Source organism: Streptomyces sp. NPDC104226 (assembly GCF_055584085.1).
This window is the reverse complement of record NZ_JBVJMS010000004.1, coordinates 255,593-274,509: the sequence shown is the minus strand read 5'-3', so window position 1 is coordinate 274,509 and position 18,917 is coordinate 255,593. Positions and strand designations below refer to the sequence as shown.

Here is an 18,917-nt window from a genome sequence, read left to right as displayed (position 1 = left end):
CCCGGGGCTCAGCCCCGGACGCCGCACAGGTGCAGCAGGGCCGCGACCCCGCGGTAGGGGTCGGTCCGCCCGGCGCGGTCCTCGGCGGCGAGCAGCCGCTCCAGTTCCGCCTCGGCGGGGAGCTTGTCCGCCGCCTCGGTGCCGTCGGTGAAGACGCGCACCCCGTACCAGGTCTGCAGCGGGGCGCCGATCCCCGACAGGGTCGCGGTCAGCGTGGCCAGCCGGTCCGCGCGCACGTCCAGGCCGAGCCGGTTCGTGTAGTCGACGCCCTCGAAGGCCGCCAGCGCTCCCGTCCAGTCACCGTGCAGGCCCGGCCGCATGGCGAGGGCGTCGCCGTTGCGCACCAGCAGGGACAGCAGCCCGCCGGGGGCCAGCATCCGGGCGAGCCCGGCGAGCATGGCGTCCGGCTCGGGCACGTACATGAGGACGCCGTGGCAGAGCACGACGTCGAAGCTGCCCGGCAGGAAGTGCGCGCCGGTCTCCCGGCCGTCGCCCTCCATGAGGCGGACGCGGTCCTGGATCCCGGCGGGCTCGGCGGCCAGCGCCTCGCGGGCGACGGCCAGCATCGCCGGATCCTGTTCCAGCCCGGTCACCATGTGCCCGGCGCGGGCCAGGCGCAGCGCCTGGGTGCCCTGGCCCATGCCGACGTCGAGGACGCGCAACCGCTGTCCCACGGGGAAGCGGTGCGCGATCTGCTCGTCCACCTGACGGCCGACGAGCTCCTGGCGCACCGCGTTGCGGAGCCCGCCCAGGCCTTCCAGCCACAGTCGGGCCCCGTCCGCGAAGCCACCCCCGCCGAACGCTCCGGGCGTTCCTGGGCTCAGGGCCGTTCCCCGCGCTTGACCTGAGGCTTCGGCAGACGCAGCCGGCGCATCTGGAGGGTGCGCATCAGGCCGTACGCGACGGCGCCGCGCTTGGGCTCGTTCGGGAAGCGCTGGTTCAGGGCCTTGCGCAGGCGGATGAACATGCCGATGGAGTCGACGATGATCAGCGCGATCACGCCGAGCCACAGCAGCAGCGCGATGTTCTGGATGGACGGCACCCGCACCATGCTCAGCACCAGGATGATCACGGCCAGCGGCAGGAACATCTCGGCGACGGAGAAGCGGGAGTCCACGAAGTCGCGCACGTAGCGGCGCACGGGACCCTTGTCGCGGTTGGGCAGATAACGCTCGTCGCCATTGGCGAGGGCCTCGCGCTGCTTGGTCATCTCGACCCGGCGGCGCTCACGAGCTCGCTTGGCATCCTCCTTGCGGTTGCCGGTCGAAGCCACCACGGCCTTGCGCTGCGACTGGGCCACAGCACGCTTCGGCGTCGGGCGGCCCTTCGGGGCCTGAGGGTCACGGGGCTGCGAGAGGTCGGCGCTCACCTTGTCGGTGGCGGCGTCCTTCTCTTCCTTGGAGGATCGGCTACCAAACACAAACCCAAGGGTACGTGGTCAGGGCCACGCGCCCCATCCCGCCGGGGAACGATCCGGCAACGGCGGGCGTCCTACCTGAGGGAAGCACCTACTCCTTACGCCTGACACGGCGGACGAGCAGTCGTCCTGGAGGAGGAGCGCATCCCCGCTCGAACAGTGCGGTAATAGAGGCAGGGCCCGTACTGTGGGTCTTGTTGGTGACCTGGAGCACAGTCCGTCTAGAAGGGGGCGCGCGAAGCCCATGAGCGGTGTCATGAAGCGTATGGGGATGATCTTCCGCGCGAAGGCGAACAAGGCCCTGGACCGGGCCGAGGACCCGCGCGAGACCCTCGACTACTCGTACCAGAAGCAGCTCGAACTGCTGCAGAAGGTGCGCCGCGGCGTCGCCGACGTGGCGACCTCCCGCAAGCGGCTGGAGCTGCAGCTCAACCAGCTCCAGGGCCAGTCCGCCAAGCTGGAGGACCAGGGCCGCAAGGCGCTGGCCCTGGGCCGCGAGGACCTGGCCCGCGAGGCCCTGTCCCGCCGCGCCTCGCTGCAGCAGCAGGTCAGCGACCTGGAGGTGCAGCACCAGACCCTGCAGGGCGAGGAGGAGAAGCTGACCCTCGCCGCGCAGCGGCTCCAGGCCAAGGTGGACGCCTTCCGTACGAAGAAGGAGACCATCAAGGCCACGTACACGGCCGCCCAGGCGCAGACGCGGATCGCCGAGTCCTTCTCCGGCATCTCCGAGGAGATGAGCGACGTCGGCCTGGCCATCCAGCGTGCCGAGGACAAGACGGCGCAGCTCCAGGCCCGCGCCGGCGCGATCGACGAGCTGCTCGCCTCCGGCGCGCTCGACGACCAGAGCGGCCTCGGCTCCAAGGACGACATCCAGGCCGAGCTCGACCGCCTCTCCGGCGGGACGGACGTGGAGCTGGAGCTCCAGCGCATGAAGGCCGAGCTGGCGGGCGGCCCCTCCGCCCAGCAGTCGGCCATCGAGGGCGGCGCCCCGGGCGCCGGCCAGCAGTCGCAGACCCAGCACCGGTTCGACAAGCAGTAGGACGGGGCCCGTCATGATTGTCCGCATCATGGGGGAAGGTCAGGTGGAGCTGGCGGACAGCCACTTCGCCGAGCTCAACACGCTGGACGACGAACTGCTCGCCGAGATGGAGAGCGGCGACGAGGAGGGCTTCCGGCGCACGCTGGGCGAGCTGCTCGCCGCCGTGCGGCGGCTCGGCGAGCCGCTGCCCGACGAGGCGCTGGAGCCGTCCGAGCTGATCCTGCCCGCCCCCGACGCCTCGCTGGACGAGGTGCGGGAGATGCTCAGCGACGACGGGCTGATCCCGGGCTGACCGGGAGCAGACGTGAAGAAGGGCCCGCCCCTCGGGGGGCGGGCCCTTCCGTCAGTGCGGCTCCTTCTCGGAGGGTCGTTCCGAGTCCGGGGTCCCGCCGATGAACTCCTCGAACTTCCGGCGCGGTCTGGACCACCGCCGGTCGTGGTGGAAGGCGCGCAGTCCGGCCTTGGCGCGGGCCTTCGGCCGGTTCGCGTAGAACTTCTTGGCGTACGGGGAACCGGGCCGGGCGAGGCGGATCGCCCCGATGAGGGCCACGAAGGGGATGACCACGCCGAAGAACGCGGTGCGCGCCTTGCCCTTCCACAGGGCGATCAGCGCGAGGAAGAAGTTGGTCGCCGTGTTCATGGCGACCAGGCCGCGGTTGTGCCGTTCGTCCTGGGTGAGGTCGTTGACCCCGAAGGGCAGGAAGCCGCCCAGGACCAGCGCCACGATCGCGGCCGTCAGGACCACGATCTCCACGCTCTTGCGGCCCTGCTCGCTCCAGTAGACGTCGTCCAGGTGCAGGATCAGCGCGAACTCGTCCAGCACCAGCCCCGCGCCCAGTCCGAAGATCACGGCCGACAGGCCCGCCCCGAAGCTGTGCCGGGCGCTCCCGATCGCCCCGAAGCCGCCGATGATCACGAGGACCACGCCGGGGACCACGTGGTGGATGTGCAGGCCGCCCGGGGTGACGTTCTTGAAGGGCCCCCGGCCCGCCCGGATCAGGCGGGTGATCACGCGGGTGACCAGGAAGGACAGGACGAAGGAGACCAGTGCGAGGAGCAGCGGGAGCTTCCCGGGCTCCACGATGTTGCGATACCACCAGTGACCCATGCCACCACCTCCCGATTTGGGGCCTTATGGGTAACTTACCGGTCCCGTCGAGCAGGTAGCGTTCGCGCCGATGACAGATTCGTACGACGGCCCGTCCCCGACGCCGCCCCCGGAGCGCGCCTCGCTGCTTGACGGGGTCCGCTTCGCCTTCGGCACGCTCACCGTGCTGCCCACCCGTATCACCCGCTGGGACCGTCCCGCCGCCCGCACCGGCATGGCCTGCGCCCCGCTCGCCGGGCTCGTCGTGGGGCTCCTCGCGGCCGTGCCCGGCGTGCTCCTCCTGGTCTGCGGCGGCGGGCCGCTGCTCGCCGCGGCCGTCACCGTCGCCGTGCCGGCGGCCCTGACCCGCGCCCTGCACCTGGACGGCCTCGCCGACACGGTGGACGGACTGGGCAGCGCCAAGCCGGCCGACGCCGCGCTGCGCATCATGAAGCAGTCCGACATCGGCCCGTTCGGGGTGGTGGCGCTGGTGTTCGTGCTGCTGGTCCAGGTCGCGGCGCTGGCGAACGTGTACGCCGACAGCTGGATCCGGGGAGCCCTGGCCGCCGTGCTCGCCGCCGTCACCGCCCGGCTCGCCATGACCCTGGCCTCCCGCGACGGGGTCCCCCCGGCCCGCCCAGAGGGGCTGGGCGCGGCCGTCGCCGGAGTCGTCCCGCGCGAGGCGGCCGCCGCCGTCGCCGGGCTCGTACTGGTCCTGTCCGCCGCCGCCGCACTGCCGCTGGGCCTGCCGGCCGCCGCGCAGCACGCGGCGGCGGTCCTGGCCGCCCTGCTGGCGGCCGAGGCCCTGCTCCGCCGGTGCGTGCGCCGCTTCGACGGGGTCACCGGGGACGTGTTCGGATCCCTGGCCGAGGTCTCGGCGACGACGGCCCTGGTCGTACTGGCCCTGGGCTAGGCCGTCTCTTTCGGATCGTGCCGGGCCCGCGGCGCCTGGCACCGCGCCTGGCCGCACTGCCGGGGCGACCGAGTACGCCCAGTACGCGAGCGCCCCGACAGCGCGCCCAGGCACGGCACCAGACGCCGCGAGCTCGGCCGACAAGATCCGAAAGAGATGGCCTAGACCGTCCCTTTCGGATCGTGCCGGGCCCGCGGTGTCCCGGGCACGGGCCGTCCGGGCCGTCCGGCCGGCCCCGCCGGGCGCGGGGCGACGTAGGGTCGGGGCGTGGAAACGACCCCGAACCAGGAACCGTCGCCCATCCGGGTGCTCCTCGCCGACGACCAGGCCCTGCTGCGCAGCGCGTTCAAGGTGCTCGTCGACTCCGAGGCCGACATGTGCGTCGTCGGGGAGGCCTCCGACGGGGCGCAGGCCCTCGAACTGGCGCGCGCGGTCCGGCCCGACGTCGTGCTCATGGACATCCGGATGCCCGGCACCGACGGCCTCGCCGCCACCCGGCTGATCAGCGCCGACCCCGAACTGGCCGGCGTGCGCGTGGTGATGCTGACGACCTTCGAGGTGGACGAGTACGTGGCGGCGGCCCTGCGGGCGGGCGCCTCCGGTTTCCTCGGCAAGGGCGCCGAGCCGGAGGAACTGCTCAACGCCATCCGCGTCGCGGCCGCCGGAGACGCGCTGCTCTCCCCGGCCGCCACCAAGGGGCTCATCGCCACCTTCCTCGCGCAGGGCGGCGGCGCGGGGGACACCCCCGCCGCGGGCGCCGCCCACGGACAGCGCCTGGCCGCGCTGACCGGACGCGAACGCGAGGTCCTCGTCCTCGTGGCCGCGGGCCTGTCCAACGACGAGATCGCCCGCCGGCTGGAGGTCAGCCCGCTCACCGTCAAGACCCACGTGAACCGGGCCATGTCCAAGCTCGGCGCCCGCGACAGGGCGCAATTGGTGGTCATCGCGTACGAATCGGGACTGGTCCGGCCCAGGGCCGAGTAGATCCGCAGGGCGGGGCGGAGTCGTCCCGAGCGGTTCGGAGTACTCCCGCCTACTGCGGACGCGGTATGCCCCGGATAAGGACGAGACCTGGGGGCGACGTCGGCGCGCCCGTGGGCACGAGAGGCTGAGGGGCCCCGCGCGTGCCCGAAGGCACGGCTGCCCGTCATGCCTCGTCGACGTCACCGCGTCCCTGCAGAGAGATCCCCATAGCCATGTTCCGGCTGTCCCGCTTCAGCCTCGCCCAAAGGGCGCTGATCGGCCTCGTGTCGCTCGTCGCGCTCCTCTTCGGCGCCATAGCCATCCCGCAGCTCAAGCAGCAGCTGCTGCCCTCCATCGACCTGCCGATGGTGACCGTGCTCGCGCCGTACCAGGGCGCCTCGCCCGACGTGGTGGAGAAGCAGGTCGTCGAACCGATCGAAGCCATGCTCAAGGGCGTCGACGGCATCACCGGCGTCACCTCCACCGCCAGCGAGGGCAACGCCCTGATCATGGCGACCTTCGACTACGGCGACGAGGGCACCAAGCAGCTCGTTGCCGACGTGCAGCAGGCCGTCAACCGGGCCCGCGTACGGCTGCCCGCCGAGGTGGACCCGCAGGTGATCGCCGGCTCCACCGACGACATCCCGACCGTGGTCCTCGCCGTCACCTCCGACAAGGACCAGCAGGCGCTGGCCGACCAGCTGAACAAGTCCGTGGTCCCCGCACTGGAGGACATCGCGGGCGTCGGCCAGGTCACCGTCGACGGGGTCCGGGACCTCCAGGTCACCGTCACCCCCGACGACGCCAAGCTCGCCGCCGCCGGCCTCGACGGCGCGGCCCTGGCCCAGGGCCTGCAGGCGGGCGGCGCCACCGTCCCCGCGGGCTCCTTCGACGAGGCGGGCAAGAACCGCACCGTGCGCGTCGGTTCGGGCTTCACCTCGCTCGCCCAGCTGGAGGACCTGCGCCTGAGCGCCGGACCGGGCAAGCCCGCCGTCCGCCTCGGCGACGTGGCGGGCGTGAAGCAGGAGCCGGCCAAGGCCGACTCGATCACCCGCACCAACGGCAAGCCCAGCCTCGCCGTGGTCCTCACCATGGACAAGGACGGCAGCGCCGTCGCCATCTCGGACGCGGTCGAGGACAAGCTGCCCGAGCTCCGCACCACCCTGGGCTCCGGCGCCGACCTGACCGTGGTCAGCGACCAGGGTCCGGCCGTCGCCAAGTCCATCTCGGGCCTGACCACCGAGGGCATGCTCGGCCTGGCCTTCGCGGTCATCGTGATCCTGGTCTTCCTCGGCTCGGTGCGCTCGACGCTGGTCACCGCGGTCTCCATCCCGCTGTCCGTCGTCCTCGCGCTGATCGTGCTGTGGACGCGTGACCTCTCCCTCAACATGCTGACGCTGGGCGCGCTCACCATCGCCATCGGCCGGGTCGTCGACGACTCGATCGTGGTCCTGGAGAACATCAAGCGGCACCTCGGCTACGGCGAGGAGCGCAGCAGCGCGATCATCACCGCGGTCAAGGAGGTGGCCGGCGCGGTCACCTCCTCCACGCTCACCACCGTCGCCGTCTTCCTGCCGATCGCCTTCGTCGGCGGCATGGTCGGCCAGTTCTTCGGCCCGTTCTCCATCACCGTCACCGCGGCCCTGCTGGCCTCGCTGCTCGTCTCCCTGACGGTCGTGCCGGTGCTCTCGTACTGGTTCCTGCGCGCGCCGAAGGGCGTCAGCGAAGGGGACGCCGCGAGCATCGAGAAGGCCCGCCGCGAAGCCGAGGAGAAGGAGTCCCGCAGCAAGCTCCAGACGTTCTACGTACGGGCGCTGGACCTGGTCACCCGCCGCCGGATCGCCACCCTGGCCGTGGCCGTCGTGGTGTTCGTCGCGACGCTGGGCATGACCCCGCTGCTCAAGACGAACTTCTTCGACCAGGGCGAGCAGGAAGTCCTCAGCATCAAGCAGCAGTTGCCGCCCGGCACCTCGCTGGCGGCCGCCGACGAGGCGAGCCGCAAGGTCGAGAAGGTCCTGGAGGGGACCGACGGCGTCAAGGACTACCAGGTCACCGTCGGCTCGTCCGGCTTCCTGGCCGCCTTCGGCGGCGGTACGGGCTCCAACCAGGCCTCGTACCAGGTCACGCTGGAGGACTCCGGGAAGACCGAGTCCGCCAAGAAGCACATCGAGACCGCCCTCAAGGGGCTCGACGGCATCGGCGAGACCACCATCGCGGCCGGCGACGGCTTCGGCAGCCAGAACCTCAGCGTCGTCGTCAAGGCCGGTGACGGAGCCGTCCTGGCGAAGGCCGCCGAGCAGGTCCGCGCCGAGGTGGCGAAGATCGAGGACGTCACCGACGTCCAGAGCGACCTGTCCCAGTCCGTACCCCGGATCTCGGTCACCGCCACCCCCAAGGCGGCGGAGTTCGGCCTGAACCAGGCGGCGCTCGGCGCCATCGTCGGCCAGGCCGTCCGAGGCAACCCGGCGGGCAAGGCCGTACTGGACGACACCGAGCGGGACATCGTCATCAAGTCCGCGCAGCCGGCCACCACCCTGGCCCAGCTGCAGGCGCTGCCCGTCGGCCCCGTGAAGCTCGGCGACATCGCCGAGGTCAAGGAGGTCCCCGGCCCCGTCGCGATGACCCGGATCGACGGCGCCCGCGCCGCGACCATCAGCGCGAAGCCGGTCGGCGACAACACCGGCGCCGTCAGCTCCACCCTGCAGTCGAAGATCAAGGCCCTGGACCTGCCCGCGGGCGCCACGGCCACCATCGGCGGCGTCGGACAGGACCAGAGCGAGGCCTTCGGCCAGCTGGGCCTGGCCATGCTCGCGGCCATCGCGATCGTGTTCATGCTGCTCGTCGCGACGTTCCGCTCGCTCGTCCAGCCGCTGATCCTGCTGGTCTCGATCCCGTTCGCCGCGACCGGCGCGCTCGGCCTGCTGCTGGTCACCGGCACCCCGCTCGGCGTCCCGGCGCTGATCGGCATGCTGATGCTCATCGGCATCGTCGTGACCAACGCGATCGTCCTGATCGACCTGGTCAACCAGTACCGCGCCCAGGGCTACGGCGTGATCGAGGCGGTCGTCGAGGGCGGCCGCCACCGGCTGCGCCCGATCCTGATGACGGCACTGGCGACGATCTTCGCGCTGCTCCCGATGGCGCTGGGCGTCACCGGCGAGGGCGGCTTCATCTCGCAGCCGCTCGCGGTGGTCGTCATCGGCGGCCTGATCAGCTCCACCCTGCTGACCCTGCTCCTGGTGCCGACCCTCTACACGATGCTGGAGCTCCGCAAGGAGCGCCGCAGTGCGAAGAAGAGGGCCCGCCTGAGCGTGGTCCCGACCCCGGCCGCCCCGGCCGAGGACGAGAGCCCGGTCAAGGTCTGACCACCGGCTCGGCACGGGCGTCCGTACGCCCGCACACGCCGAAGGGCCGCCCCTCGCAGGAGGGGCGGCCCTTCGGTCGTCCGGCGCGGAGCGGTGGAGCTACGGAAGCGCGAGCATCCGCTCCAGGGCGAGCTTGGCGAAGCTCTCGGTCTCCTTGTCGACCTGGATCTGGTTGACGAGGTTGCCCTCGGCCAGGGACTCCAGGGTCCACACCAGGTGGGGGAGGTCGATGCGGTTCATCGTCGAGCAGAAGCAGACCGTCTTGTCGAGGAAGACGACCTCCTTGTCCTCCGCGGCGAATCGGTTCGCCAGCCGCTGGACGAGGTTCAGCTCGGTGCCGATGGCCCACTTGGAGCCGGCCGGGGCCGCCTCCAGCGCCTTGATGATGTACTCGGTGGAGCCGACGTAGTCGGCGGCCGCCACGACCTCGTGCTTGCACTCCGGGTGGACCAGGACGTTCACGCCGGGGATGCGGGCGCGCACGTCGTTGACCGAGTCGACCGAGAACCGGCCGTGCACCGAGCAGTGACCGCGCCACAGGATCATCTTGGCGTTCCGCAGCTGCTCGACGGTCAGGCCGCCGTTCGGCTTGTGCGGGTTGTAGAGCACGCAGTCGTCGAGGGACATGCCCATGTCGCGGACGGCGGTGTTGCGGCCCAGGTGCTGGTCCGGGAGGAAGAGGATCTTCTCGCCCTGCTCGAACGCCCACTCCAGGGCCTTCTTGGCGTTGGACGAGGTGCAGATCGTGCCGCCGTGCTTGCCGGTGAAGGCCTTGATGTCGGCCGAGGAGTTCATGTACGAGACGGGGACCGTCTCGCCGGCGATGCCGGCCTCGGTCAGCACGTCCCAGCACTCCGCGACCTGCTCGGCGGTGGCCATGTCGGCCATCGAGCAGCCCGCGGCCAGGTCCGGCAGGACCACCTTCTGGTCGTCCGAGGTGAGGATGTCCGCGGACTCGGCCATGAAGTGGACGCCGCAGAAGACGATGTACTCGGCCTCCGGCTTGGCGGCCGCGTCCTTGGCGAGCTTGAAGGAGTCACCGGTGACGTCGGCGAACTCGATGACCTCGTCACGCTGGTAGTGGTGGCCGAGGATGAAGACCTTGTCCCCGAGCTTCTCCTTGGCGGCACGGGCGCGCGCCACGAGGTCCGGGTCCGACGGCGAGGGCAGGTCGCCGGGGCACTCCACCCCGCGCTCGCTCTTGGGGTCGGCTTCGCGGCCGAGCAGCAGCAAGGCAAGGGGCGTCGGCTGGACGTCCAAGGGCTGGTTGTCCAAAGGCTGGGCGGTGGTCACGACACGCACCCTTTCTGTTCTTCGACAAGGGACTTCTGAAGCCACTCTGAAGCCGCAGCTTCGACTTCTCGTCTATTTGACGCTATCTATCATAACTGCTTCACGTCACTTTGACGATGCCGATAGTGTCGATGTGACGAATTCGCCCGCCCGTCGCCCGCCGCCTCACGGGGACACACCACCGCGCGCTGGTGTGCGAGCATGGAATTTCTGAAACACGCGTCGGGTCCCGGAATGAATCCGCGGTCCCGCTCGTTGCCACCGACGGCAAGAGTCCGACGTTTCCCCGCTCCCGGCGGGGAGCCGCCCACTTCGGGAGTGAATGCAGATGTCCGTACAGGACGAAAAGACCACCGTGAGCGACGGCATCCTCCTGTCCGACGCCGCCGCCGAGAAGGTCAGGACCCTCCTGGAGCAGGAAGGCCGCGATGACCTGGCGCTGCGCGTCGCCGTCCAGCCCGGCGGCTGCTCCGGCCTGCGCTACCAGCTCTTCTTCGACGAGCGCTCCCTCGACGGCGACGTCGTGAAGGACTTCGACGGTGTGAAGGTCGTCACCGACCGGATGAGCTCCCCGTACCTGCACGGCGCGTCGATCGACTTCGTCGACACCATCGAGAAGCAGGGCTTCACGATCGACAACCCGAACGCCACGGGCTCCTGCGCCTGCGGCGACTCGTTCAACTAAGCCAGGCAGACGAGAGGGGCCCGACCGCGGACATCCGCGGGCGGGCCCCTCTCGTGCGTCCCGGCCCCTACTGGCGGGGGACGGCCTTGCCCGTGGTCGCGTCGATCACCTTGCGGTCGCCCAGCGGTTGCTGGAGCGTGCCCGACACCGTCATCTCCTGCGCCAGCATGATGCAGGCCTGCCCCGGCTTGTTCGGGGTGTCCGTGATCCTCACCATCACCGACCCGGGCTGCTCCCGGACCTCCAGGGCGTACGTGCTGCACACCCCGCCCCAGAAGTTCACGGTCAGCGTCCGGTCGGCCGAGGCGTACGAGAAACCGGGCACGGTCTGTCCCTTCGCGGGCGGGTCCACCGGGGTGGGCAGGTCGACCGGGGGAGTCTCCTCGGTCAGAGCCGCCGACTGGACCACCGTGTGGCCCGGGCCGCCGTCCTTGCCGGCCACCTCGAACAGCCAGCCCGGCACCAGGCCGCGGGCCCCGTCGACCGTGCCCGGAACCAGCCCCAGCTGGGCGCCCCGCACCGACTCGGTCCGCGTCGGCTTCATCGGCCGCGGTTCCGGGTTGCACGGCAGCGTGTCCGTGGCGCCGTCCGGGGAGTCCGGGGTCAGCGGAACGCTCGTGGCGCAGCCGCTCGGGCCCGGATCCCTGGCGCCGGAACCCCGCGCCTTGTCGTTGAGCCGGGCCAGCGCGTCGACGGCGCCGATCACCGGCTGGTCCGCGGCCCGCGCCGGAACCTTCAGCTCGCCGCTGCCCGACACCACCCGCGAGTCCGCCCCGACACCGATCCGGGTGGACCAGCCCTGCGTGGGCAGGCCGCCGATCACCGGATCGGCCGTCACCACGCGTACGGAGCCCTGGGCGACCCGCGCGTCGAGCGCGGCCGATCCCTGACCCACGGCCGCCAGCACCGGCGCGGCGGCGGCCTTGGCGGCCTCCTCGGAGACGGGCGTCCCGGAGGTGCCGCCGTGCTCCAGACCCAGGTCCTGGGGGAGGGTGGCCGGGCCGCAGGTGTCCTTGCCGCGCACACAGTCGTCCCCGGTGCCGCCGACCTGGAAGCGGGAGAAGTTCCAGGTCCCGGGAGCCTTCAGGTTCACCGTGAGCCGGGGCCCCGAGCCGTCGGCGCTCTCCCCGGCCTGCCAGGTCTCCCCGGTCAGCCGGGGCGCGCCGGAGATCCCCAGCGCCGTCGCGAGCCGGGCCACCTCGGCGGAGGTCACCTCACCGCCCGCCGCGAAGGTCGGCGCGGTGGCCGGGCCCTCCGGGAGCGGGACGTCGGCCGTGTACGTGACCCCGCCGCCGGACGGGTCGGGCTCACCGGGGGCGATGCCGGGCCCGGGCGGCGTGGGCTGCGCACGGGGCGCGGAGGCCGCGCTGTCGCCCGTACGCGCCCCGCCGGGGGCGGTCGACGCCCAGATGGCGGTGCCGCCGCCGGTCAGCAGGACGGCGGCCGCGATCGAAGCGACGGCCCAGACCTGCCGCCGCCGCGTGCCACGTGACGCACCGGGGGTCCCGGGCACCTCGGGTGTCGCGGACGCATCGGGTGCATCAACATGCTCGGGGTGTTCGCTGGTCACCGCATCGCTCCTTTGCCCGTCCCGCAGGGGGTGATGCGGGTGTGACGGAACAGACGCGGATCCGGTTCCAGGGGGGTGTCCGGGGGTGTCGGCCTAGTAGCCGTAGACCGCCGTGGAGGCGATGAGGCGGGCGGAGGCCGCCGGGACGCGGATCCCGATGATCTGCGAGGGGGCCACCCGATCCGGCCGCGGATCCGAGGGAACCGGCCAGTGCGGGGCCATCCGGGCGCAGTCGCCCAGCAGCTGTTCGAACTCGGTGCCCGCCGCGTTCCCGGAGGGCTGGACGTGCCCGAAGCCATCGGTGTAGGTCATGGGGCACGGTAGGCACGGCAGCGCGAGGGAAGAAAGACCTACTACGGGGTAGTTTCTGCCGGTCGGCCTCGGCCTGCCGAGCGGGTAGTTTTGAATGTCCCCTTGCCTTCCCTCGCAGGAGCGTCCACGCCGTGCGTATCGCAGTCACCGGCTCCATCGCCACCGACCACCTCATGACCTTCCCCGGCCGCTTCGCCGACCAGTTGGTCGCGGACCAGCTGCACACGGTCTCCCTCTCCTTCCTCGTCGACAACCTCGACGTGCGACGGGGTGGCGTCGGCCCGAACATCTGCTTCGGCATGGGCCAGCTCGGCGCCCGGCCGATCCTCGTCGGAGCCGCCGGCTCCGACTTCGACGAGTACCGCGCCTGGCTCGACCGCAACGGCGTCGACACCCAGTCCGTGCGGATCTCCGAGGTCCTGCACACCGCGCGCTTCGTCTGCACCACGGACGCGGACCACAACCAGATCGGCTCCTTCTACACGGGCGCGATGAGCGAGGCCCGCCTGATCGAGCTCAAGTCGGTCGCGGACCGGGTCGGCGGCCTGGACCTCGTCCTGATCGGCGCGGACGACCCCGAGGCGATGCTGCGCCACACCGAGGAGTGCCGCACGCGGGAGATCCCCTTCGCGGCGGACTTCTCGCAGCAGATCGCCCGGATGGACGGCGACAACATCCGCACCCTGATGGAGGGGGCGACGTACCTCTTCTCGAACGAGTACGAGAAGGGCCTCATCGAGGCGAAGTCCGGCTGGACCGACGCGGAGATCCTGACGAAGGTCGGCACCCGGGTCACCACCCTCGGCTCGAACGGCGTCCGCATCGAGCGGCTCGGCCACGACCCGATCGTGGTCGGCTGCCCGGAGGAGACCGCGAAGGTCGACCCGACGGGCGTCGGCGACGCGTTCCGCGCGGGGTTCCTGACGGGCCTGGGCTGGGGCGTCGGCCTGGAGCGGGCGGCGCAGGTCGGCTGCATGCTGGCCACGCTCGTCATCGAGACCCTCGGCACCCAGGAGTACACCCTGGCCCGCGCCCACTTCATGGAGCGCTTCACGAAGGCCTACGGCGACGAGGCGGCGGCGGAAGTCCAGTCCCACCTCCCGGCGTAACCCTGCGCGGCGCCGGGCCCAGCCGCCCTCCGCGGGCGGGCCCGGCGCACGGGTCTGGGTGCGGGTGCTCTGCCCTGCGGGGCGAGGTCCCCTACCCGACCTTCGCCCGTTCCCCGGGGCTCCCGCCCAGTCCCCGCGCCTCAAACGCCGGACAATCCAGCCCGTCCGGCGTCTGAGGACCGGGTCCGGGCAGAGCCCGGGGAACGGTGGAAGGGCGGGTGGGGGACAGCCCCGCAGGGCCGGCCCCGCCCCGGGTCAGACCGCCCGGCGGACCGTGTACGCAGTACCGACGGGGCGCGGGCTCTCACCCATATAGGTCTGCCCCCGCATCGCGCACCACGCCGGGATGTCCAGCCGCGCGACCTCGTCGTCCGACAGGACGGTCACCGTGCCCCCCACCGGAACCCGCCCGATCGCCCGGCCCAGCTCGATCACCGGCTGCGGACACCGCAGGCCGAGGGTGTCCAGCTCCAGGGACTCCGCGTCCGGATCGGCGGCCATCGCCGGCTCCACCGCGCCGAGTTGCTCCCGCACCCCCGCCACCAGCCCCGGCAGGACCTCCAGGAAGCCGTTGACCTCCGCCGCCGTCGTGCCGGCGGGCAGGGACACCCGTACGTTTCCCTCCGACAGCACCCCCATGGCCCGCAGGACATGGGACGGCGTCAGCGTCGAGCTGGTGCACGAGGAGCCGGAGGAGACGGAGTAGCCGGCCCGGTCCAGCCCGTGGAGCAGGGTCTCCCCGTCCACGTACAGGCAGGAGAAGGTGACCAGGTGCGGGAGCCGGAGGTCGGGATGGCCCACCACCTCCACGTCCGGCACCAGGCGGGCCACCCGCCGCCGCAGCCGGTCCACCAGGATCCGCAGGCGGGCCGATTCCGCCTCCGCCTCGGCGCGCACGGCCCGCAGGGAGGCCGCCGCGGCGACGACCGCCGGGAGGTTGACGAAGCCGGGGGAGCGCCCCGACTCCCTTTCGTCGGCGGGGCCTTGGGGAGCGAAGCGCACTCCCTTGCGGACCGCCAGCAGCCCGACCCCGGCCGGGCCGCCCCATTTGTGGGCGCTCGCGCACAGCACGGACCAGTTCCCGGGAACGGGCCCCCAGCCCAGCGACTGCGCGGCGTCCACCAGCAAGGGCACCCCGGCGGCGGTGCACACGTCGGCGACCTCCGCCACGGGCTGGACGGTGCCCACCTCGTGGTTGGCCGACTGGAGGCAGGCCAGTGCGGTGGAGGGCCCGAGGAGTTCCCCGTAGGAGGAGGGGGAGACGCGGCCGAACCGGTCCACCGGGACCTCGTCCACCCGCCCGCCGCCTGCGGCGTGGACCTCCGCCGCATGGAGTACGGAACTGTGTTCCACCGCCGATACGACCAGATGCCCGCCGACGCGCCGACGGCCCGCCAGGACCCCGGCCATGCCCGAGTGAACAGCGTGCGTCCCCGAAGGAGTGAACACGAGCTCGTCGGGACGGCACCCCACCGACTCCGCCGCCGCCTCCCGCGCCGCGTCCAGGAGCAGCCGGGCCCGGCGCCCTTCGCGGTACAGCCGGGCCGGGTCGGCCCAGCCTTCGTCAAGGGAGGCCTGGAGCGCCTGCCGGGCCACGGGGTGCAGCGGGGCGGCGGACGCGGTGTCGAAGTACGGCATCCGGTCACGCTAACCGGCCGCCACGCCGACGCGACGACCGGCTTGGGGCCTGTCGTCGAACTGCCGTCAGATGCCGTCGGGACCCCGCCATTCGGGGTCCGTTGGGCCGTCCCCCGTACGGCGGATCCATCCCTTCGGGGTCAGTAACGGCGCGTTGGGCACCCTCCCCGCGCGACCCCAAATAGCGTCCAGTAGGGTTTGGTCCGCATAAACATCCAAACCCCTGCCTGCGTCAGGGCCGGCGACCGACCCGAATGCGGCCGCGGCCGGCCGCGCGGGCCGAGACTCTCGGGAAGGCGCTACGTGAGTCCCTACGGCTCCGACCGCTCGCCGCGGCGCCCGATGCGGCGGAAGCTGCTGCAGGCGCTGACTGCGGGCGTGGTCCTGGCGACCGCCACTGGTTGCTCGTATACATGGAAAGACTTCCCCCGCCTCGGATTGCCCACCCCGGTCACTGAAGAGGCGCCTCGCATCCTCTCCCTGTGGCAGGGGTCCTGGGCGGCCGCTCTGATCACCGGCATCCTCGTGTGGGGCCTGATCATGTGGAGCGTCATCTTCCACCGGCGTAGCCGGACCAAGGTCGAGGTTCCCCCGCAGACCCGGTACAACATGCCCATCGAGGCGCTGTACACCGTGGTCCCGCTCATCATCGTCTCGGTGCTCTTCTACTTCACCGCGCGCGACGAGTCGAAGCTGCTCTCCCTCTCCGCCAAGCCGGCGCACACGATCAACGTGATCGGCTTCCAGTGGAGCTGGGGCTTCAACTACGTCGAGAACGTCGACGGCGATGCGGCGACTCCGAAGGCGGGCGAGGTTCCCAAGGAACTCGCCACGATCCCGGACCGCTACACCAAGGACTTCCCGGCGGGCGCCGAAGGCGTCTACACCAAGGGCGTCCCGAGCGACCGGAACCCGGACACCGGCAACCCGGGCCCGACGCTCTGGCTGCCGAAGGGCGAGAAGGTCCGCTTCATCCTGTCGTCGAACGACGTCATCCACTCCTTCTGGGTGGTCCCCTTCCTGTTCAAGCAGGACGTCATTCCGGGCCACACCAACGTCTTCGAGGTCACCCCGACCGAAGAGGGCACCTTCATGGGCAAGTGTGCCGAGCTCTGCGGTGTCGACCACTCCCGAATGCTCTTCAACGTCAAGGTCGTCTCCCCGGAGGCGTACAAGGCGCACCTGAAGGAGCTCGCGGAGAAGGGTCAGACCGGCTTCCTTCCGGCCGGTATCCAGCAGACCGACCCGGCCCGCAATGCTGAGGTGAACAAACTGTGAGCATCCTCAACCAGCCTCAGGGTGCCGCAGCCGACTCGTACGAGAACGAGTTGCCGCTGCGGAGCAAGAAGCCGGGCAACGTCGTCGTGAAGTGGCTGACCACTACCGACCACAAGACCATCGGCACGATGTACCTGCTCACGTCGTTCGTGTTCTTCCTCATCGGCGGCCTCCTCGCGCTCTTCATGCGCGCCGAGCTGGCCCGTCCGGGTACGCAGATCATGTCGAACGAGCAGTTCAACCAGGCGTTCACCATGCATGGCACGATCATGCTGCTGATGTTCGCCACCCCGCTGTTCGCGGGCTTCGCGAACTGGATCATGCCGCTGCAGATCGGCGCGCCCGACGTGGCGTTCCCGCGGCTGAACATGTTCGCGTACTGGCTGTACCTCTTCGGTTCGACCATCGCGGTGGCCGGCTTCGTCACCCCCTCGGGTGCCGCCGACTTCGGCTGGTTCGCCTACTCCCCGCTGTCGGACGCCGTCCGGTCGCCGGGCATCGGCGCCGACATGTGGATCATGGGTCTGGCCTTCTCCGGCTTCGGCACGATCCTCGGTTCGGTCAACTTCATCACCACGATCATCTGCATGCGCGCCCCCGGCATGACGATGTTCCGCATGCCGATCTTCACCTGGAACGTGCTGCTGACCGGTGTCCTGGTCCTGCTCGCCTTCCCGGTGCTGGCCGCCGCGCTCTTCGCGCTGGAGGCCGACCGCAAGTTCGGCTCGCACGTGTTCGATGCCGCCAACGGCGGCGCGCTGCTATGGCAACACCTCTTCTGGTTCTTCGGACACCCAGAGGTGTACATCATCGCGCTACCGTTCTTCGGAATCGTTTCCGAGATCATTCCGGTCTTCTCGCGCAAGCCGATGTTCGGTTACATCGGCCTGATCGCCGCGACGATCTCCATCGCCGGCCTTTCGGTGACGGTGTGGGCCCACCACATGTACGTCACCGGCGGTGTACTGCTGCCGTTCTTCTCCTTCATGACGTTCCTCATCGCCGTTCCGACGGGTGTGAAGTTCTTCAACTGGATCGGCACCATGTGGAAGGGCTCGCTGTCCTTCGAGACCCCGATGCTCTGGACGATCGGCTTCCTGGTCACCTTCACCTTCGGTGGTCTGACCGGCGTCATCCTGGCTTCGCCCCCGATGGACTTCCACGTCTCCGACTCGTACTTCGTCGTCGCGCACTTCCACTACGTCGTCTTCGGCACCGTGGTCTTCGCGATGTTCGCCGGCTTCCACTTCTGGTGGCCGAAGTTCACGGGCAAGATGCTGGACGAGCGCCTCGGCAAGATCACCTTCTGGACGCTGTTCATCGGCTTCCACGGCACCTTCCTGGTGCAGCACTGGCTGGGCGCCGAGGGCATGCCGCGTCGTTACGCGGACTACCTCGCGGCGGACGGCTTCACGCTGCTGAACACCATCTCGACGATCAGCTCCTTCCTGCTGGGCCTGTCGATGCTGCCGTTCATGTACAACGTCTGGAAGACGGCGAAGTACGGCAAGAAGATCGAGGTCGACGACCCGTGGGGCTACGGCCGTTCGCTCGAATGGGCGACGTCTTGCCCGCCGCCGCGGCACAACTTCCTCACCCTGCCGAGGATCCGGTCCGAATCCCCGGCATTCGATCTGCACCACCCCGAGATCGCGGCCCTCGACCACCTTGAGGACCACTCCGTGGCCGCCAAGGCCGTCGCTGGTGGCAAGGAGGCCGGCAAGTGAAGATCCAGGGCAGGATGTTCCTGTGGCTCGCCGCCTTCATCCTGATCATGACCGTCGTGTACGGCGTCTGGTCGAAGGAGCCGGTCGGCACCACCGCGCTCGCACTGGCCTTCGGCCTGAGCGCCATGATCGGCTACTACCTGGCCTTCACGGCCGCGCGCGTCGACCAGATGGCCCAGGACAACCTGGAGGCCGACGTCGCCGACGAGGCGGGCGAGCTGGGGTTCTTCTCCCCGCATAGCTGGCAGCCGCTCTCGCTGGCCATCGGTGGCGCCTTCGCCTTCATGGGCGTCATCTTCGGCTGGTGGCTGATGTACTTCTCCGCGCCGCTGATCCTGATCGGTCTGTGGGGCTGGGTGTACGAGTACTACCGCGGCGAGAACCAGAACCAGTAGCCGCACCCGCGCTGCCACCCACGGTGGCGGCCATCGCGTGAGACCAGGGGCCCGGACACCTCCAATGGAGGAGTCCGGGCCCCTCGTTTGCAGTCACCCCGCGCGCCGTAATTGTCAGATCTTCAT

Annotated in this window: 17 protein-coding genes; 10 read left to right on the top strand and 7 right to left on the bottom strand. The window is 70.7% G+C overall.

Translation table 11 applies throughout. The features are described 5' to 3' along the window. Window positions 1-8 precede the first annotated feature (8 nt). Window positions 9-731, bottom strand: coding sequence for a class I SAM-dependent methyltransferase (locus tag ACZ60J_RS14715; protein ID WP_469681933.1), 723 nt, complete (start codon window positions 729-731; stop codon window positions 9-11). Between the two features lie 89 nt (window positions 732-820). Further along, window positions 821-1,420, bottom strand: coding sequence for a DUF3043 domain-containing protein (locus ACZ60J_RS14710; RefSeq protein ID WP_469681931.1), 600 nt, complete (start codon window positions 1,418-1,420; stop codon window positions 821-823). Window positions 1,421-1,661: 241 nt separating this feature from the next. On the opposite strand from ACZ60J_RS14710, the gene ACZ60J_RS14705 reads away from it, so the two are divergent. Both ACZ60J_RS14705 and pspAA read left to right on the top strand, forming a co-directional pair. After that, complete coding sequence (locus tag ACZ60J_RS14705; protein ID WP_469681929.1) at window positions 1,662-2,456, top strand: PspA/IM30 family protein; 795 nt, start codon at window positions 1,662-1,664, stop codon at window positions 2,454-2,456. 13 nt (window positions 2,457-2,469) lie between these two features. Continuing rightward, window positions 2,470-2,748, top strand: coding sequence for a PspA-associated protein PspAA (gene pspAA, locus ACZ60J_RS14700; RefSeq protein ID WP_469681927.1), 279 nt, complete (start codon window positions 2,470-2,472; stop codon window positions 2,746-2,748). Between the two features lie 51 nt (window positions 2,749-2,799). On the opposite strand, the gene ACZ60J_RS14695 is transcribed toward pspAA, so the two are convergent. After that, window positions 2,800-3,564 (bottom strand): hypothetical protein, encoded by a 765-nt coding sequence (locus tag ACZ60J_RS14695; protein ID WP_469681926.1) that lies wholly within the window; start codon window positions 3,562-3,564, stop codon window positions 2,800-2,802. Between the two features lie 70 nt (window positions 3,565-3,634). Between ACZ60J_RS14695 and ACZ60J_RS14690 the strand changes: the two genes are divergently transcribed. From ACZ60J_RS14690 to ACZ60J_RS14680, 3 genes are all read left to right on the top strand, one after another. Beyond that, window positions 3,635-4,456 carry an adenosylcobinamide-GDP ribazoletransferase gene (locus ACZ60J_RS14690; RefSeq protein WP_469681925.1) on the top strand — a complete coding sequence of 274 codons (822 nt, stop codon included), beginning with the start codon at window positions 3,635-3,637 and terminating at the stop codon, window positions 4,454-4,456. A 267-nt stretch (window positions 4,457-4,723) separates the two neighbouring features. Beyond that, window positions 4,724-5,440, top strand: coding sequence for a response regulator (locus ACZ60J_RS14685; protein WP_469681924.1), 717 nt, complete (start codon window positions 4,724-4,726; stop codon window positions 5,438-5,440). A gap of 212 nt (window positions 5,441-5,652) precedes the next feature. Next, window positions 5,653-8,784: an efflux RND transporter permease subunit gene (locus ACZ60J_RS14680; RefSeq protein WP_469681922.1), complete on the top strand. Its 3,132-nt coding sequence runs from the start codon at window positions 5,653-5,655 to the stop codon at window positions 8,782-8,784. A gap of 99 nt (window positions 8,785-8,883) precedes the next feature. On the opposite strand, the gene nadA is transcribed toward ACZ60J_RS14680, so the two are convergent. Then, on the bottom strand, window positions 8,884-10,086 hold the full coding sequence (gene nadA / locus ACZ60J_RS14675; RefSeq protein ID WP_254383450.1) for a quinolinate synthase NadA: 1,203 nt from the start codon (window positions 10,084-10,086) through the stop codon (window positions 8,884-8,886). A gap of 319 nt (window positions 10,087-10,405) precedes the next feature. Between nadA and erpA the strand changes: the two genes are divergently transcribed. Continuing rightward, window positions 10,406-10,762 carry an iron-sulfur cluster insertion protein ErpA gene (erpA, locus tag ACZ60J_RS14670; RefSeq protein WP_243330017.1) on the top strand — a complete coding sequence of 119 codons (357 nt, stop codon included), beginning with the start codon at window positions 10,406-10,408 and terminating at the stop codon, window positions 10,760-10,762. Between the two features lie 67 nt (window positions 10,763-10,829). Here the strand turns inward: erpA and ACZ60J_RS14665 are convergent, their stop codons facing one another. Beyond that, window positions 10,830-12,332 carry a hypothetical protein gene (locus tag ACZ60J_RS14665; RefSeq protein ID WP_469681920.1) on the bottom strand — a complete coding sequence of 501 codons (1,503 nt, stop codon included), beginning with the start codon at window positions 12,330-12,332 and terminating at the stop codon, window positions 10,830-10,832. Between the two features lie 93 nt (window positions 12,333-12,425). Further along, window positions 12,426-12,644, bottom strand: a complete 219-nt coding sequence (locus tag ACZ60J_RS14660; protein ID WP_469681919.1) for a hypothetical protein — start codon at window positions 12,642-12,644, stop codon at window positions 12,426-12,428. A 131-nt stretch (window positions 12,645-12,775) separates the two neighbouring features. On the opposite strand from ACZ60J_RS14660, the gene ACZ60J_RS14655 reads away from it, so the two are divergent. After that, window positions 12,776-13,753: a carbohydrate kinase family protein gene (locus tag ACZ60J_RS14655; RefSeq protein WP_469681918.1), complete on the top strand. Its 978-nt coding sequence runs from the start codon at window positions 12,776-12,778 to the stop codon at window positions 13,751-13,753. 255 nt (window positions 13,754-14,008) lie between these two features. Here ACZ60J_RS14655 and ACZ60J_RS14650 read toward each other — a convergent pair whose 3' ends face one another. Continuing rightward, window positions 14,009-15,391 carry an aminotransferase class V-fold PLP-dependent enzyme gene (locus ACZ60J_RS14650; protein ID WP_469681917.1) on the bottom strand — a complete coding sequence of 461 codons (1,383 nt, stop codon included), beginning with the start codon at window positions 15,389-15,391 and terminating at the stop codon, window positions 14,009-14,011. 303 nt (window positions 15,392-15,694) lie between these two features. Here ACZ60J_RS14650 and ctaC point away from each other — a divergent pair, with 303 nt between their 5' ends. The 3 genes from ctaC to ACZ60J_RS14635 are packed head-to-tail and all read left to right on the top strand — an operon-like array spanning window position 15,695 to window position 18,791. Beyond that, a complete protein-coding gene (ctaC, locus tag ACZ60J_RS14645) occupies window positions 15,695-16,669 on the top strand; it encodes an aa3-type cytochrome oxidase subunit II (protein ID WP_469681916.1) in 975 nt (324 codons plus the stop codon). Then, on the top strand, window positions 16,666-18,396 hold the full coding sequence (gene ctaD, locus ACZ60J_RS14640; protein ID WP_469681914.1) for an aa3-type cytochrome oxidase subunit I: 1,731 nt from the start codon (window positions 16,666-16,668) through the stop codon (window positions 18,394-18,396). The genes ctaC and ctaD overlap by 4 nt, the downstream gene beginning before the upstream one ends. Beyond that, window positions 18,393-18,791: a cytochrome c oxidase subunit 4 gene (locus tag ACZ60J_RS14635; RefSeq protein ID WP_274552284.1), complete on the top strand. Its 399-nt coding sequence runs from the start codon at window positions 18,393-18,395 to the stop codon at window positions 18,789-18,791. Before ctaD ends, ACZ60J_RS14635 begins: the two co-directional genes overlap by 4 nt. The last annotated feature ends 126 nt before the right edge of the window (window positions 18,792-18,917 follow it).

Excerpts from the sequence above, each read along its gene's own strand:
- ACZ60J_RS14705 (WP_469681929.1), top strand. The coding sequence starts at position 1,662 with ATGAGCGGTGTCATGAAGCGTATGGGGATGATCTTCCGCGCGAAGGCG.
- pspAA (WP_469681927.1), top strand. The coding sequence starts at position 2,470 with ATGATTGTCCGCATCATGGGGGAAGGTCAGGTGGAGCTGGCGGACAGC.
- ACZ60J_RS14695 (WP_469681926.1), bottom strand. The coding sequence starts at position 3,564 with ATGGGTCACTGGTGGTATCGCAACATCGTGGAGCCCGGGAAGCTCCCG.
- ACZ60J_RS14690 (WP_469681925.1), top strand. The coding sequence starts at position 3,635 with ATGACAGATTCGTACGACGGCCCGTCCCCGACGCCGCCCCCGGAGCGC.
- ACZ60J_RS14680 (WP_469681922.1), top strand. The coding sequence starts at position 5,653 with ATGTTCCGGCTGTCCCGCTTCAGCCTCGCCCAAAGGGCGCTGATCGGC.
- erpA (WP_243330017.1), top strand. The coding sequence starts at position 10,406 with ATGTCCGTACAGGACGAAAAGACCACCGTGAGCGACGGCATCCTCCTG.
- ACZ60J_RS14660 (WP_469681919.1), bottom strand. The coding sequence starts at position 12,644 with ATGACCTACACCGATGGCTTCGGGCACGTCCAGCCCTCCGGGAACGCG.
- ACZ60J_RS14650 (WP_469681917.1), bottom strand. The coding sequence starts at position 15,391 with ATGCCGTACTTCGACACCGCGTCCGCCGCCCCGCTGCACCCCGTGGCC.